General features: G+C 68.4%; 14 protein-coding genes. 8 read left to right on the top strand and 6 right to left on the bottom strand.

Going from position 1 to position 14,414, the window contains the following annotated elements; translation table 11 throughout:
• Nucleotides 1-55: 55 nt before the first annotated feature.
• The 6 genes from zwf (at nucleotide 56) to KUL97_RS08195 (ending at nucleotide 6,097) form a co-directional block, all read left to right on the top strand.
• Nucleotides 56-1,579, top strand: coding sequence for a glucose-6-phosphate dehydrogenase (zwf, locus tag KUL97_RS08220; protein WP_217796457.1), 1,524 nt, complete (start codon nucleotides 56-58; stop codon nucleotides 1,577-1,579).
• A gap of 33 nt (nucleotides 1,580-1,612) precedes the next feature.
• Entirely contained in the window at nucleotides 1,613-2,917 is a 1,305-nt protein-coding gene (locus KUL97_RS08215) for a glucose-6-phosphate dehydrogenase assembly protein OpcA (RefSeq protein ID WP_217796456.1), read from the top strand.
• Nucleotides 2,918-2,926: 9 nt separating this feature from the next.
• On the top strand, nucleotides 2,927-4,306 hold the full coding sequence (locus KUL97_RS08210) for a cobyrinate a,c-diamide synthase (protein WP_217796455.1): 1,380 nt from the start codon (nucleotides 2,927-2,929) through the stop codon (nucleotides 4,304-4,306).
• 11 nt (nucleotides 4,307-4,317) lie between these two features.
• Nucleotides 4,318-4,905 carry a histidine phosphatase family protein gene (locus tag KUL97_RS08205; RefSeq protein ID WP_217796453.1) on the top strand — a complete coding sequence of 196 codons (588 nt, stop codon included), beginning with the start codon at nucleotides 4,318-4,320 and terminating at the stop codon, nucleotides 4,903-4,905.
• A gap of 102 nt (nucleotides 4,906-5,007) precedes the next feature.
• Entirely contained in the window at nucleotides 5,008-5,400 is a 393-nt protein-coding gene (locus tag KUL97_RS08200) for an acylphosphatase (RefSeq protein ID WP_217796452.1), read from the top strand.
• A 10-nt stretch (nucleotides 5,401-5,410) separates the two neighbouring features.
• Nucleotides 5,411-6,097, top strand: a complete 687-nt coding sequence (locus KUL97_RS08195; protein WP_217796451.1) for a GAP family protein — start codon at nucleotides 5,411-5,413, stop codon at nucleotides 6,095-6,097.
• A 2-nt stretch (nucleotides 6,098-6,099) separates the two neighbouring features.
• On the opposite strand, the gene KUL97_RS08190 is transcribed toward KUL97_RS08195, so the two are convergent.
• Genes KUL97_RS08190 through folD form a run of 4 tightly spaced genes read right to left on the bottom strand, consistent with a single transcriptional unit; the run spans nucleotide 6,100 to nucleotide 9,933 of the window.
• Nucleotides 6,100-7,542, bottom strand: a complete 1,443-nt coding sequence (locus tag KUL97_RS08190; RefSeq protein ID WP_217796450.1) for an ATP-dependent RecD-like DNA helicase — start codon at nucleotides 7,540-7,542, stop codon at nucleotides 6,100-6,102.
• Nucleotides 7,535-8,047, bottom strand: coding sequence for a divergent PAP2 family protein (locus KUL97_RS08185; protein ID WP_217796449.1), 513 nt, complete (start codon nucleotides 8,045-8,047; stop codon nucleotides 7,535-7,537). The genes KUL97_RS08190 and KUL97_RS08185 overlap by 8 nt, the downstream gene beginning before the upstream one ends.
• Entirely contained in the window at nucleotides 8,044-8,982 is a 939-nt protein-coding gene (gene crtE, locus KUL97_RS08180; RefSeq protein ID WP_217796448.1) for a geranylgeranyl diphosphate synthase CrtE, read from the bottom strand. The genes KUL97_RS08185 and crtE overlap by 4 nt, the downstream gene beginning before the upstream one ends.
• Nucleotides 8,983-9,036: 54 nt before the next feature.
• Nucleotides 9,037-9,933 (bottom strand): bifunctional methylenetetrahydrofolate dehydrogenase/methenyltetrahydrofolate cyclohydrolase FolD, encoded by an 897-nt coding sequence (gene folD / locus KUL97_RS08175; RefSeq protein WP_217796447.1) that lies wholly within the window; start codon nucleotides 9,931-9,933, stop codon nucleotides 9,037-9,039.
• A 113-nt stretch (nucleotides 9,934-10,046) separates the two neighbouring features.
• Between folD and KUL97_RS08170 the strand changes: the two genes are divergently transcribed.
• Together KUL97_RS08170 and KUL97_RS08165 are read left to right on the top strand one after the other, a co-directional pair.
• Nucleotides 10,047-12,110: an HDIG domain-containing metalloprotein gene (locus tag KUL97_RS08170; RefSeq protein ID WP_217796516.1), complete on the top strand. Its 2,064-nt coding sequence runs from the start codon at nucleotides 10,047-10,049 to the stop codon at nucleotides 12,108-12,110.
• On the top strand, nucleotides 12,110-13,423 hold the full coding sequence (locus tag KUL97_RS08165; RefSeq protein WP_217796446.1) for a Rieske 2Fe-2S domain-containing protein: 1,314 nt from the start codon (nucleotides 12,110-12,112) through the stop codon (nucleotides 13,421-13,423). Before KUL97_RS08170 ends, KUL97_RS08165 begins: the two co-directional genes overlap by 1 nt.
• On the opposite strand, the gene KUL97_RS08160 is transcribed toward KUL97_RS08165, so the two are convergent.
• Nucleotides 13,390-13,707 (bottom strand): SemiSWEET transporter, encoded by a 318-nt coding sequence (locus KUL97_RS08160; protein WP_217796445.1) that lies wholly within the window; start codon nucleotides 13,705-13,707, stop codon nucleotides 13,390-13,392. The genes KUL97_RS08165 and KUL97_RS08160 overlap by 34 nt on opposite strands.
• Complete coding sequence (locus tag KUL97_RS08155; protein ID WP_368656122.1) at nucleotides 13,704-14,408, bottom strand: RluA family pseudouridine synthase; 705 nt, start codon at nucleotides 14,406-14,408, stop codon at nucleotides 13,704-13,706. Before KUL97_RS08155 ends, KUL97_RS08160 begins: the two co-directional genes overlap by 4 nt.
• Between the last annotated feature and the right edge of the window lie 6 nt (nucleotides 14,409-14,414).

Genomic DNA, 14,414 nt, shown 5'->3' with positions numbered 1-14,414 from the left:
AACCCATGCGGCACAGGCTCGGCCTCGTTAAACCTGGAGCACGCACGCGTTGCCCATGGCCGCCACCCAGACCAATCCCCTGCGCGTTGGCCTGCGCCAGGAGCGGGTGATCTCACCGCAGTGCCTGGTGATCTTTGGAGCCAGCGGCGATCTGACCCATCGCAAGCTGATCCCGGCCCTGTTTGAGCTGTTCCGCCAGCGCCGCCTACCCACCGAGTTTTCGGTGCTGGGCTGCGCTCGCCGCCCCTGGAGCGACGACGACTTCCGCAACCGCATGGCCGAGGCCATGGCCGAGGAGGTGAAGCAGCACCAGAGCGCCTGGCAGCAGTTCGCCGCTTGCCTCTTCTACGAACCGGTCGACCTCCAGCAAGACGACGACGTGGTGCGCCTCGGCACCCGCCTCGAGGCCCTCGACCGGCAGCGGGCCACTCGCGGCAATCGCACCTTCTATCTCTCGGTGTCACCGGCCTTCTATGGCAGCGGCTGCCGGGCCCTCGCCAATGCCGGCCTGCTGAAGGATCCCACCCGCAGCCGGGTGGTGATCGAAAAACCGTTCGGCACCGATTACAGCAGCGCCCAAGCCCTCAACCGGGTGGTGCAGAGCTGCGGCCAGGAGTCGCAGATCTTCCGCATCGACCACTACCTCGGGAAGGAGACGGTGCAGAACATCCTCGTGCTGCGCTTCGCCAACGCGATTTTCGAGCCGATCTGGAACCGCAACTACATCGCCAACGTGCAGATCACGGCCGCGGAAACCGTGGGTGTGGAGGAGCGAGCCGGCTACTACGAAACCAGCGGCGCCCTGCGGGACATGGTTCAGAACCACCTCACCCAGATGCTGGCGCTCACCACGATGGAAACCCCGGGCCACTTCGATCCCGAGTCGATCCGCAGCGAGAAGGCCAAGGTGCTGCAGGCGGCCCGCCTGGCCAACGAGGAAGAACCGTGGAAGTGCTGTGTGCGCGGGCAGTACAGCCGCGGCGGCAATCCGGCCAACCCCATGGCGGGATACCGCGAAGAGCCGGGGGTGAACCCTGAAAGCACCACCGAAACCTATGTAGCGATGAAGCTGTTCATCGACAACTGGCGCTGGCAGGGGGTGCCCTTTTATCTGCGCACCGGCAAACGCCTACCCAAACGGCTGTCTGAGGTGGTGCTCACCTTCCGCAAGGCACCGGTGCAGCTGTTTGATGCGGCAGGCGGCACCCCCACCGCCAACCAGCTGGTGCTGCGCATCCAGCCCGATGAAGGCGCCGGCTTCGTGTTCGATGTGAAGGCCCCCGGCTCCGGCATGCGCAGCCGCCCGGTGGACATGCACTTCAGCTACGACGAAAGCTTCGGCGAACCCTCCGATGAGGGCTACGTGCGCCTGCTGGCTGACGCCATGCTCGGCGATCCCACCCTGTTCACCCGCAGTGATGAGGTGGAAGCGGCCTGGCGCCTCTACACCCCACTGCTGGAGCTGATTGAAGACGCCCCCTGGCAGCTGCCGGTGCACCCCTATGAAGCCCGCACCTGGGGCCCCGGTGCCGCCGACAACCTGCTGGCCGAGGACGGCCTGATGTGGCGTCGCCCCTGATCGTTCTGCTCCCGTTTCGCTGCACACCACCCCATGGCTCCCCAGCTCACCCTGCAGGCCCCGCTCCAGCTGCCCCCCAGCGAAGTACCGGCCTACCTCAACCGGCTCTGGACTGACAACCTCAAGGATTCCAGCGGTGCCGCCACCTTCACCCTGGTGGTGTGGGAGCCCTCGTGGCTGCAGCAACAGCTGATCCGCACGGGGCGGATCGATGGACCGATCACGGGTCTGCTCAATGACCAGCTGCTGGCGGCGGCGCGCCAGGCCGTCGGCGAACTGGGGCTGCCGGCCAGCACCGCACCCACGGCGCCTTCGCTGGCCTGGGCCCTTGGGCAGCTGGCGGGCAGCCACAGCGCCGATGATCTACGCGGCCAATTTGTGGATCGCGCCATCAGCGCCCACCAACCCCGCCGCCTGATCACCCTGGCTCCCACCCTGGCGGGCGATCAGCCGCTGGAATCCACGGTGGCCGCCTACTGCCCGCTGCCGGAGGAGCGGGGCGTGAACGCCGATGCCTGCGGCGATGTGGTGGTGTTGCGCGGCGGCATGGGAGCCATGCAGCAGGGATTGGCGATGCTGCAGGAGCTGATCCCCGATGACCTGCCCTGCTGGGTGTGGTGGAACGGCACCATGGATGAATCGCCCGAGCTGCTGGAGGCCCTGGCGGTGCCGCCTCGGCGACTGGTGGTGGATAGCTCCATGGGCGAACCACGCCGCTGCCTCGATCTGCTGGTGCAGCGCATCGCGCAGGGCCAGGCCGTGAATGACCTGAACTGGCTGAGGCTGCGCACCTGGCGGGAATCGCTGGCCATGGTGTTTGATCCACCCACACGCCAGAGCGCCCTCGATCAGGTGGTGCAGCTCGACATCGACGTGGAAGGCCAGCACCCCGTGAAGGGGCTGCTGCTGGCGGCCTGGATCGCCGATCGCCTCGGCTGGCACCTGCTGAACAGCTTCTGGATTGATGGCGGAGCTGGCGAGGGGCGTGGCATCGGCGCTGAATTCCAGCGCAGCGATGGCCAGAGCGTGCAGGTCCGGTTGATGCCCGTGCCGGTGGGGGTGAGCAAGATGCACCCCGGTGCCCTGGTGGGATTACGGCTGATCTGCGCGCCGGCCAATCGGCCGCCGCTGTGTGTGATTCTCTGCTCGGAATCTGGGGGCTGCATGCGCCTCGAGGCGGGTGGTGTGGCCTCGATGGAGCTGGCGGAGGAGGTGGTGCCCCTGCCCAACGAAAGCGAAGAGATGGAGATGGCGCGGCTGCTGGGCGGCGGCCACGACAGCACCAACCCACTGCTGGCCGCTGCCGCGGCCCTGGCTGCCAAGCTGCTGCCCAACTAAGCGGCCTCCATGCCCTGCCTGATCGCCGCCCCGGCCAGCGGCAGCGGCAAAACCCTGGTGAGCCTTGCGCTCACGGCCCTGGCACGGCGCCGGGGCCAGAGCATCCAAACCTTCAAGGTGGGGCCCGATTACCTCGACCCCCAGCTGCTGAGCGCTACCAGCGGCCGCCCCTGCCGCAACCTCGACCCGCTGCTCTGCGGTGAGGCCTGGGTGCAGCAAAGCTTTCAACAGCACGGCAGCGCCGCTGAGCTCTCCTTGGTGGAGGGCGTGATGGGGCTATTCGATGGCCGCGGCCCCAGCAGCGAGGGCAGTTCGGCCCATGTGGCCCAGCTGCTGGACCTGCCGGTGGTGTTGGTGGTGGAGGCCAGCCGCCAGGCGGGCTCAGTGGCGGCTCTGGTGCGGGGCTTCCGCGATCACCAGCCCCAGCTGCAGCTGGCCGGGGTGGTGCTGAACGGTGTGGGTAGCGCGCGCCACCAGGCGCTGCTGGCGGAGGCGCTGGCCTCGATCGCCATGCCGCTGCTCGGGGCGCTTCCTCGCCACGAGAGCCTAGAGCTGCCCTCGCGCCATCTGGGTCTGCTGCCGGCCCATGAGCTGGCTGATCTCGAGGAGCGAAGCGGAGCCTGGGCGGATCTGGCCGAACGCCATCTCCAGCTCGAGCAGATCTGGCCGCTGTTGCAGGCCCCCAAGCCCAAGCCCGGCCAAGCCGCTGCCGCGACCAGCACCCAACCCACCAGCGCCCCCCGCGAACCGGTGCGCATCGCCATCGCCAGCGATGCCGCCTTCCACTTCCGGTACCCCGAAGCCAACGAGCTGCTGGTGCAGCAAGGGGTGGAGGTGTTGAGCTGGTCGCCCCTGGCGGATCAACCACTGCCCAAGGGCTGCCAAGGCCTGGTGTTGCCGGGGGGGTACCCGGAGCTGCACGCCGCTCAACTCGCCGCCAGCCAACGCAGCCTGCAGGAGCTGCGGCGGGCCCACCAGCAGGGGCTACCGATCTATGCCGAGTGCGGCGGGCTGCTGCTGCTCGGCCAGCACCTGCACGACAAGACCGGTGTGTCCCACACCATGGCCGGCCTGCTGCCCTTCCGAGCCGAGCGGGGATCCCTCAGCCTGGGGTACCGCTCCGCCACCGCCCTGGGGACGGGGCTGGTGCTGCAACGCGGTGATCAGCTCTGCGGCCATGAGTTCCACCGCTGGCAGCTCAGCTGCAGCGCTGACAGCACCGATCAGCTGTGGCAGCTTGAGGGCTGGGGCTGCCCGGCGCGCCCCGAAGGCTGGAACCGCTCCAACCTGCATGCCAGTTGGCTGCACCTGCACTGGGGCGGCTGCAGCTTCATCCCCCAGCGGCTGGCCGCAGCAGCGCGGCGCACCTCTCCCTGGTTGCCCCACTGAGCACACACCTGATGCACCCCCCCGAACTCTGGTTGCTGCGGCACGGTGCCACCGAATGGGCCCGCCAGGGGCGCCACACCGGCAACACCGATATCCCCCTGCTGCCGGAGGGCGAAGCAGAAGCCCGTGCCCTGGCGCCGCTACTTGCCGAGCAACCCTTTGATGCGGTGTATTGCAGCCCGCTGCAACGGGCGCGGCGCACCTGCGAACTGGCGGGTCTGGCGGGGCAAGCCCAGCTGGAACCCGACCTGCACGAATGGGACTACGGCCGCTACGAAGGGATCACCACCGCCGAGATTCGCCAGAGCGTGCCGGGCTGGACCGTGTTCAGCCACCCCTGCCCAGAGGGGGAAAGCCTGCGTCAAGTGCAGCAGCGCTGTGAGCGGCTGATCGCGCGGCTGGTGCAGGAGCATCCAGGTGGCCGGGTGGCTCTGTTCGCCCACGGCCACATCTTGCGCAGCCTGGCGGGGTGCTGGCTGGGGCTCGGGGTGGGTGGCGGTGCCCTGTTGGTGCTGGGCACCGGCAGCTTCTGTGTGCTCGGCAGCGAACGGGAGCAACGGGCCCTACTGCGCTGGAACGCGCCGGTTCCGCACCCGTAGCCAGCGGGCCCCTGCCGTGTCAGCTTGAGAACAGGCGATTGGGAGGAAGCAGGAGTGGCATCCAAAAAACAATCCGCAGCGAGTCGGAGTACGCCCCGCCAGATGGAATCGCAGGCCACGGGCTGGTTACTGGCCGATACCTACACCCCGAACCGTCATGGCCGCAGCGTGCGGCAGCGCGAGTGGCTGGAGGTGGAACGCTCTGCCCCTGCGACGCAGGCACGGCTGGAGCGCTGGCAGTTGATCGTGCACGGGCGTGTGCAGGGCGTGGGCTACCGCGCCGCCTGCTGCCAGAAAGCCCGCGAACTCGATCTCAACGGCTGGGTGCGCAACAGGAGCGATGGCTCGGTGGAGGTGCAGGCCGAGGGACCGGTCCACAAGCTCACCGAACTGCGGCTCTGGTGTGAGCGCGGCCCCCAGGGGGCCGGCGTGCACAGCGTGAGCCATAGCCAACTGGCCCCCAGCAGGGAAGACTGGTTCGAAGTTCGACGCTGAACCAGCTGCGATGACCAACGGGACCCTGTGGGCTGAACTGCTGGCCTACGGCAGCGGTATTGCCATCAGTCCAATCCACATCGGCCTGTTGCTGCTGTTGCTGCTCGGTCCCCAACCCTTGCGCCGAGGCGGCTTGTTTGTGCTGGCCTGGATGGTCACCGTCACCACGATGGTGGTGCTGCTGCTCACGGTGGGGCACGGCCTGCTGCTCACCATGGAGAAGGGAAGCAGCCACCGCACCGGCCTGGATCTGCTGGCGGCCGGCGCCTTGCTTGCCCTGGGTCTCAAGGAGCTGCTGGATCGCAAGGAGGAGGGGCAGGATCCCCCCGCCTGGACGCGCCAACTGGATCGCTTCTGCGCCATGCCGCTGCCGCTGCTGCTTGGGGCCAGTTGCGCGATTGAAGTCATCAGCCCCGACGACCTGTTTCTGTTTGCCAAGGCCGCCTCGGCGCTCCTGGCCTCCGGCCTGAGCCGCGTGCAGGAGGTGATCTATACGGCCGGCTTCAGCCTGGCGGCAAGCCTGGCGCTGCTGCTGCCCTTCGGGGCGGTGCTGGTGGGACGCGATCGCGTGGTGCCGCTGCTGGAACAAGGCAAGCAAGTGTTGTTCAACCGCGGCGATCTGCTGGTAGGGGGGCTGAGCCTTGTGCTGGCGGGCTACCTGGGCTGGCAGGGAATCGAGGGTCTGCAGCTGAGCTGAGCTCAAGCCCCGGCAGCGAGCCAATCGCGCCAATGGCGCTGCTCCTCTGCGGCATGGCCCCTAGCCACCAGCCACACGGCCTGGCTGGCGCGGCTCACCGCCACGTACACCAGCTGGCGGCGCAGCACCGCATCACTGGGCCAGAACACATCCCCCGCCACAAACACCTCGCCGAAGGTGCTGCCCTGGCTGCGGTGCACGGTGAGGACAGCCGCCGGCCCCAGCGACGCAAAGGCATCGCGCACCAGGAAATAGCGGCGCCACAGGGCGCGACCGCCCTGCTTGCCGGCATCGCGGGCCTGCTGGCGCAGCTGCCGCATCAACCCATCCAGCTGATCGCGGGCCTGGCTGCCCGCCGGCGGCAGCAGCCGTAGCGTGAGCCGGGCTTCACCGGCTTCCACCTCAGCGCTGAGGGTGTCGATCACCGGGGCGGTGAAGCCATCGCCACTGCCGATGCCGAAATCCGCCAGGTCGCAGCGCTCCGGTGTCACATCGCGCACCACCAGCTCGCGGTTGGAGCCCAGCAGCATGTCGGGCTCCTCGGCGGCCTCCTCGCCGGCGCGGCAAGCCGGAGCCATCACCGCCGCGCGGGTGATCAACACTTCGCCGGGCAGCACCGGCAACTGATCGGCCATCTCGCCATGGATTGCCCGCCGGGCGATCGGCACCAACTGCTCGAGAGCGCGGTTGGTGTAGCAGAGGATGCGGGCGTGATCAGGGTTATCGAGCTCGGCACCGCGGCGCAGGGCGGCCTGAGCTGCCGCGAGCCAGTCGCTGCGGGAGACGACCGCCACCTGGCCGTGGTCATCGCGCACCGGCTCCAGGGTCGGGGGCTGGCGGCAGGGGAGCTGGCCATTGCGCAGACCCGTGGCGAGCTGGAGCACCGGCCCCTGATGGCGCACCACCTCGCTGAGGCTGGCGGCAGCGGCACGGCCCAAGCCGAACACCGGACTGGTGGGCTCCCCCACTGGCGGCAGCTGGGCTGGATCGCCCACAAACACCAGCCGGGTGCGGAAGGGATGGGCACAGCGCAGGGCGATCTCCAGCAGCGTGCTGTCGACCATCGAGGCTTCATCCACCAGCACCAAGCCCAGGTTTTCAAGGGAAGCGGCCGTTTGCTCGGTTTCCTCGCAGCGCTCCAGATCGCCCTGGCGCTTGAGCTTCAGGCGCAGCAGCCGGTGGATCGTGCTCGGATACCAAGTGGGCTGGAGGCCAGCCCAGGCCAGCTGCTGCCGCAACACCCCCACGGCCTTGTGGGTGGGGGCCACCACTGTCCAGCAATACCCCAGATCGTCCACCTGCTGCAGCAGGTGGCGCGAGAGGTAGGTCTTCCCCGTTCCGGCATAGCCGCTCAGCACAAACGGAGTGCCGTCGTACGGCGCCTTCAGCCAGGCCGCAAAGGCCTCGGCCGCTGCAGCCTGGCCAGCCGTGAGGGCCTCAGCCAACCGCCAGCCAGCCCCAGTGCTGCGCCAGCACCAGCGGCGATCCCACCCACACCAGGCCCGGGAGCGCCACCAGCGGACCGATCAGGCTGCCCACCAGCACCTCCAGCCGGGTGTGGCCAAGGTTTTCCTTGAGGGGCTTGAGCGCAGGATCCTGGTCGGGATGCAGCTCCCAGAGGCCATCCGGCAAGCCATTCACCCGTTGAGCCGTGAGGCCAGCGGCGCGGCGCACGCCAGCGGCGTCGTAGAGCACAACAAAGCACATGGTGGCCGCCAGAGCGAACACAGGCGACTCAAAACCCTGCTGCCAGCCCAGGGCCGCTGCGGTGCCGGTGAGCAAGGCCGAATGGCTCGAGGGCATGCCGCCGGTTTCCACCAGCACCTTGGGGTTCCAGCGGCGGTGCACCACCAGCTCAATCACCAGCTTGGAGAGCTGGGCACTGCCGCAGGCCGCCAGTCCCCACCACAGGGCGCCGTTATCGAGGATGCCGAGCAGAGGTGAGCTCATCGATCGCGGCTGGTGATGTAGTCGGCCAGAGCCAGCAGGGGCGCGGCTTTACCGCCGGCACTCCAGGGCTCCAGGGCAGCCTTGGCCTCCGCCACCAGGGCATCGGCACGCTTGCGGGATTCCTGCAGGCCAAGAAGCTTGGGATAGGTGGTTTTGTCGGCGGTGAGGTCCTTTCCAGCGGTTTTGCCGAGCACCTCACTGCTGGCGGTCACGTCGAGGATGTCGTCGATGATCTGGAACGCCAGACCGATGCCACGGGCGTAGGTGCGCAGGGCCTCCAGCAGGGCCTCAGGGGCACCGGCGATCAGGGCGCCGGTGAGCACACAAGAGCGCAGTAGGGCGCCGGTTTTGTGCAAGTGGATGTACTCGAGGGTTTCGAGGTCAACGTCTTTCCCCTCGCACTCCAAATCCACCACCTGGCCGCCCACCAGGCCCGGTGCACCGGACGCCAGGCTGAGTTCGCCCACCACCTTCAGCAGCTGCTCCGCCGGCACGCCGGGGCTGCGCAGCGCCACCATCTCAAAGGCGCGGGTGAGCAGGGCATCACCCGCCAGGATCGCATTGGCTTCGCCATACACCTTGTGGTTGGTGGGGATGCCGCGGCGCAGATCGTCGTTATCCATGGCGGGCAGATCGTCATGGATCAACGACATGGTGTGGATCATCTCCAGCGCCACCGCCGTGGGCATCGCCAGGGCGCTATCGCCACCGGCCAGCTCGCAGGCCGCAAGGCAAAGGATCGGCCGCAGGCGCTTGCCTCCAGCCAGCAGGGAATAACGCATCGCCTCCCGCAGGCTCTCAGGTCGCTCCGGGCCGAGAGAGCCATCCAGGGCAGCTTCCACCTTCAGCCGGGCCGCCTCCAGGTAGGCCGCAAAGTCGAAGCTGGCGGCCTCGGCGGCGGGGCTGTTGCCGGTGCTGGTGACGGCCGCGGTCATGGGGGCTGGGCCTGGGGCCATCGCTGCCGCGGATTCTCTCAGGCCAGGGCCTGATCAGGGCAACAAGTCGGCCAACGGTTGATCAAGCCCGCAGCGCTGGCACCAGCTGGCCACGGTGTTGACCAGCAGAAGAGTGACCGTCATCGGACCGACCCCACCGGGCACGGGGCTGATGGCCGCAGCGATGGGCTCGACCTCTTCAAAGCGCACATCGCCGCACAGGCGTGGTTTGCCGCCGTCTTCGGCCTCGATGCGATGGATGCCCACATCCACCACCACCGCACCGGGCTTCACGTGTTCAGCGCCGATCATGCGCGGCTTGCCAGCCGCCACCACCAGCACATCCGCCTGGCGGGTGAGCTCCGCCAGATCTTGTGTGCGGGAATGGCCGATGCTCACGGTGGCATTAGCCGCCTGCAGCATCAACGCCATCGGCTGGCCCACCAGGATGCTGCGGCCCACCACCACTGCACGCTTGCCGGCCAGCGCGACGCCGGCGTCGGCCAACAGGGCCATCACACCGGCAGGCGTGCAGCTGCGGGGGCCCGGTTCCCCTTTGAGGAGACGGCCCAAGTTCAGGGTGTGCAAACCATCGGCATCTTTTTCCGGATCGATCGCTGCCAGCAGTGGTCGCTCGTCGAGGCCGGCCGGCAGGGGCAGCTGCAACAAAATCCCGTCAACAGCGGGATCCGCATTGAGGCGCTGGATCGTGCTGAGCACGTCCGCCGCCGGGGTATCGGCCGGCAGATGGGCGCCGAGGTTGGTGATGCCGATCCGGCTGCAAGCTTTCTCCTTGTTAGCCACGTACACCCCACTGGCGGGGTCATCGCCCACCCGCAGCACCGCCAGGCCCGGCGGGCGCCCCGCCCGCTCCAGGCGCTCGGCCACCACCGCCTGCAACCGCTCTTCGATCGTTGCCGCCAGCTGGCGGCCATCCAGACGCGTGGCCATGGGAGAGGGCGCCCATCACTGCCCTCAGCATGCAATGGCATCGCTAGCGTGGTCACTTCAAGGTTTCATGAGTGAGCGGCACGGGTCCCGGCCATCGCCACTGGCGAACCCTGATGCGGCTCCGGCGGGGGCTGTTGCGGCTGGAGTTGCCGCGCCAGGCCCTCACGCCTTGGCGCCGCCGTGATGGCTTTGCGGTGCTGCTGGCTGCCCTGCTGGTGGCGCTGCTCTCCAGCTGGCCATGGCTGGTGGAGCCGAGCCTCAGACCGGGTGTACCCGCGCCCTTCACGGTGCGAGCACCCAAAACCGCAACCGTGGTGGATTCCGATGCCCTGGAGCAGCGCCGCTCCCAACTCGGGCCGCGCACCCACGTGCAGGTGGTGGATCCCCGCATCAATCGCGAACTGGAGCAGCGGCTGGAACGGCAACTGCAGGCGATTCAGCAGCTGGCCAGCACCGATCAGGAGCAGGTGGCCCCCCTCGAGCTCAGCCCCGGCGAGCGCGACTGGCTGGCGGGCCAATCCCCCGCCGTGCTGCGGGAGTGGGAGGAGAGCTTGCGTCAAGCGCAACGCCGGATGCTGCAGCAGGGTTTGGTGAGCAGCGTGGCCAACCGCCAGCTGGAGCAGGCCGCCCAGCTGCAGCTCGACGACCTCGCCGAACCGGGCCGCAGCCTGGGTAGTCGTGTGGTGGCCAGCTCCCTGCAGGGCCGCAGCAACCTGCGCATCGATGCCGCCCTGAGCCAGCGGCTGATCGAAGACTTGCTCACCCAGCAAGGCATCCCCACCATCAAGGTGCGCGAAGGCGAGCTGATCACCCGCCAAGGGGAGCCGATCAGCAATCAGGCCTATGCGGTGCTCGATTACTTCGGCCTCGTGAATCGCCGGCCTTTGATCGGGGCCTGGCTGCTGCATGCCGGTGAAGCCCTGGCCGCCTGCGGCGTGTTGGTGCTCGTGCTGCGCCAGAACCGCGCCAGCCTCGAGCCGCGCCAGGCGCTGCTGGCCCTAGGGCTGCTGCTGATCGTGCAGGGCTTCAAGCTCTGGCTGGGCGCAGCCGCCAGTCCACTGGCCCTGCTGGTGCCCGCCACCTTGCTGCTGGCCCAGGGGCTTGGCACCACCGCAGGTCTCGCCTGGGTGGCGATCGCGGCGCTGCTTTGGCCGCTGCCGCTAGCACCCTTCAACGACCAGCGCATCCTGGTGGCGGCTGGTGTGGCCGCCGCGACCGCCGTGTTGGCGGGCCGGCAGCGGACCCGCGCGCAGTTGTTGCAATTGGCGCTGCTGATCCCCGTGGGGGCACTGCTGGCCGAGTGGCTGCTGTTGCAGCTGGCGGTCGCCAGCGGTGTGGGCGATGGGCGCCTGCCCGTGGGCGCCGACCTTCCCGGGGAAGCGGTGCTGCTGGGGAGCCTGCTGCTGGGGGTGCTGCTGATCAGTCCCCTGGTGGAGAGCTTCTTTGATCTGCTCACCCGAGCGCGGCTGCTGGAGCTGGCGGATCTGGAGCGTCCCTTGCTGCGGCGGCTGTCCTGCGAAGCGCCGGGCACGTTTGAACACACCTTGATGATCTGCGGGCTAGCGGAGGAGGGAGGCCGCGCCATCCAGGCCGACACCGACCTGATCCGAACGGGTGCGCTCTATCACGACGTGGGCAAACTGCACGGCCCCCAGTGGTTCATCGAGAACCAGATGGGCAACGACAACCCCCACGACAAGCTCGACGACCCGCAGCTGAGCGCCGGCATCCTGCAGGCCCACGTGGATGAGGGCATCAAGCTCGCCCGCCGCTACCGGCTGCCCAGGCCCCTGGCGGATTTCATCCCCGAGCACCAGGGCACGCTGAAGATGGGCTACTTCCTGCATGAGGCCCGCCGGCGCGATCCCAACATCCGCGAAGCCGATTACCGCTACCGCGGCCCGATCCCCCGCAGCCGCGAAACGGCGGTGTTGATGCTGGCCGATGGCTGCGAAGCAGCGCTGCGCTCCCTGCCGCCCGACACCAGCGAGCAGGAGGCCCGTGCCATGGTGCGCCGCATCGTGGAGGCCCGCTGGCGCGATGGCCAGCTCCTCGACAGCGGCCTGAGCCTGGCGGAGCTGGAACTGCTGGTGCGGGCCTTCGTGCGGGTGTGGCGGCGGATGCGCCATCGTCGGATTCCTTATCCGATCCCAGCCCGCAAGGGCTACAGCGCCTGATGCCCGACCGCACCCACCAGGCCAACCGCTGGACGCATGCCTGGTACCCGGTGGCGTTTCTGCGCGACCTCGATCCCAAGCGCCCGACCCCCTTCACCCTGATGGGCCAGGACCTGGTGCTTTGGTTCGAGCGCCAGAGCGGCCAATGGCGCGCCTTGGCGGATGTATGCCCCCACCGGCTGGTGCCGCTGTCGGATGGGCGGCTGAATGAAGCCGGTGAGCTCGAGTGCCCATATCACGGCTGGAGCTTCAACGGTGAAGGACGCTGCACGGCCATTCCCCAGGCTGAGGAGGGCCTTGCCATCGGCCAACGCAGCCATTGCCGCAGCTACGCCACCGCCACGGGCCAGGGGTTGCTGTTTGTGTTCAGCGGTGATGCAGCGGACGCCGCCGATCAGCCGCTGCCGTTGGTGCCGGAGATCGATGCACCGGGCTGGTTGGTGCAGGACACCTTCCGCGATCTGCCGATGGATGCGCTCACCCTGCTGGAGAACGTGCTGGATGTGAGCCACGTGCCCTTCACCCACCACGCCACGGTGGGTCGCCGCGACAACGCCGGCCCGGTGGCGCTGGAACTCAGCAGCTTCGGACCGGACGGCTTCACCGGTGTGTGGCAGGAGGGGCCGCGGCGCGGAACGCTCGGCAGCCAGTTCACCACCTACGCCGCCCCCTGCCTGATGTGGCACGACCTCACCGCCAAGGGCTTCGCGCGGATTTTCACGGTGGTGTACGCCACGCCGATCCGCCGCGGTGAGTGCCGCCTGATCGCCCGTTTCCCCTTCCAGTTCAACTCCCCCTGGCCGGGGCGGTTGCTGCGCTTGCGGCCCGAGTGGCTGCAGCACCTGGGCAACCATGTGGTGCTGGAAGACGACCAGCTGTTTCTGCACTGGCAGGAGCGCGTGTTGGAACAACGCGGCGGCAGCCATGAAGCGTTGCGCAGCTTTCATCTCCCCACCAGCGCTGATCGCTACGTGCGCGCCCTGCACGACTGGGTGAATCGCTACGGCGGCGAGCCGTTTCCCGGTGAACCTCTACCGCCACGCGAAGGGCGACGGGCGCTGATGGAGCGCTACGAGGCTCACACCCGCCACTGTCGCAGTTGCTCAAGAGCCGATCGGCGCCTGCAACAGCTGCAACCGATCAGCTGGGGGGTGGCTGCACTGGCGCTGCTGGCAGCAGCCTGGCTGGGCGCGGGGCTCTGGGGTGGACTGGCCCTGTTGCTGGCCGTGGCGGCGAGTTTGGCGGGCCTGCGCATCCAGCGGTGGCTGGAGATGCTGCGCTACGGCAACGGCCTGCCGCCGCGCAACCGCTGATCCCCCTGGCGCTCAGCCCACCAGGCGCGCCACTTGCGATCGAGGATTAACCCTGCCGCCACCAGCGTGATCGCATTCGCGGCGATCAAGGGGCCATCCCCGGTGAGCACCCCATACAGGCCCCACAGCGCAAGGCCTGTGGTGAACAGGGCATACATGCGCAGGGAGATGCCGCGGGTGTCGCCGGTGCGCAGGGTTTTGATCGCCTGGGGAATGAAGCTCACGGTGGTGAGGCTGGCTGCGGCGTAGCCCAGAGCAGCGATAGCGGGGGGATGGGCGCTCATGGGCTGGGGAGCTCAAAGGGGGTGGGAGCCGTGAACTGCATGGGCTGGCCGCTGCTGGGGTGAACAAAGCCAAGGCCACCGGCATGCAGATGGAGCCGCTGGAGGGGTGCCGCCAGCGAAGCATTGGCATCCGGCCCATAAAGCGGATCTCCCAGGATCGGATGGCCGATGGCCTGCAGGTGCACCCGCAGCTGATGGGAGCGGCCCGTGAGGGGCTCGAGCACCAGGCGGCTGCAGTGGCCGTGGGCCTCCAGCCAACGCCATCGGGTGCTGCAGGCTTTGCCCGCTCGATCCACCCCGTAGAGGGGCGGGCGGTGCTGACGTTTGGCGATCGGCAGCTCGATCAGGCCCTGCGGCAGGTTGGGCACGCCGTGCACATCCGCCACGTAGCGCTTCTGCACCTGCCGCTCGGCGAACAACCGGCTCAGCTCGCGGTGCAAGGTAGGCGTTAGGGCCACCAGGATCAGGCCGGAAGTGTCGCGATCGAGGCGATGCACCAGCTGCGCCTGCGGCCACAGCTGGTGCACCCGACTGATCAGCGAATCGGCCAACTCCGGCCCCAAGCCCGGCTGGCAGAGCAGGCCATGGGGTTTGTTGAGCACCAGCAGATCCGGGGCCTGGTGCACGATCCAGGCCGGATCCAGGCCATCTGTACTCACCGGCAGCGCTGCATTGGCCGTTGCGGCCTCCTCACGCCACACTGACAG

The organism is Synechococcus sp. HK05 (genome assembly GCF_019104765.1).
Lineage (GTDB): Bacteria > Cyanobacteriota > Cyanobacteriia > PCC-6307 > Cyanobiaceae > Vulcanococcus.
The sequence above is the reverse complement of the archived record's forward strand: the minus strand, read 5'-3'. Positions and strand labels throughout refer to the sequence as shown.

What these genes read in the sequence shown, in the direction of transcription:
- zwf (WP_217796457.1), top strand. Translation starts at nt 56, where the DNA reads ATGGCCGCCACCCAGACCAATCCCCTGCGCGTTGGCCTGCGCCAGGAG.
- KUL97_RS08215 (WP_217796456.1), top strand. Translation starts at nt 1,613, where the DNA reads ATGGCTCCCCAGCTCACCCTGCAGGCCCCGCTCCAGCTGCCCCCCAGC.
- KUL97_RS08210 (WP_217796455.1), top strand. Translation starts at nt 2,927, where the DNA reads ATGCCCTGCCTGATCGCCGCCCCGGCCAGCGGCAGCGGCAAAACCCTG.
- KUL97_RS08205 (WP_217796453.1), top strand. Translation starts at nt 4,318, where the DNA reads ATGCACCCCCCCGAACTCTGGTTGCTGCGGCACGGTGCCACCGAATGG.
- KUL97_RS08200 (WP_217796452.1), top strand. Translation starts at nt 5,008, where the DNA reads ATGGAATCGCAGGCCACGGGCTGGTTACTGGCCGATACCTACACCCCG.
- KUL97_RS08195 (WP_217796451.1), top strand. Translation starts at nt 5,411, where the DNA reads ATGACCAACGGGACCCTGTGGGCTGAACTGCTGGCCTACGGCAGCGGT.
- KUL97_RS08185 (WP_217796449.1), bottom strand. Translation starts at nt 8,047, where the DNA reads ATGAGCTCACCTCTGCTCGGCATCCTCGATAACGGCGCCCTGTGGTGG.
- crtE (WP_217796448.1), bottom strand. Translation starts at nt 8,982, where the DNA reads ATGACCGCGGCCGTCACCAGCACCGGCAACAGCCCCGCCGCCGAGGCC.
- folD (WP_217796447.1), bottom strand. Translation starts at nt 9,933, where the DNA reads ATGGCCACGCGTCTGGATGGCCGCCAGCTGGCGGCAACGATCGAAGAG.
- KUL97_RS08170 (WP_217796516.1), top strand. Translation starts at nt 10,047, where the DNA reads ATGCGGCTCCGGCGGGGGCTGTTGCGGCTGGAGTTGCCGCGCCAGGCC.
- KUL97_RS08165 (WP_217796446.1), top strand. Translation starts at nt 12,110, where the DNA reads ATGCCCGACCGCACCCACCAGGCCAACCGCTGGACGCATGCCTGGTAC.
- KUL97_RS08160 (WP_217796445.1), bottom strand. Translation starts at nt 13,707, where the DNA reads ATGAGCGCCCATCCCCCCGCTATCGCTGCTCTGGGCTACGCCGCAGCC.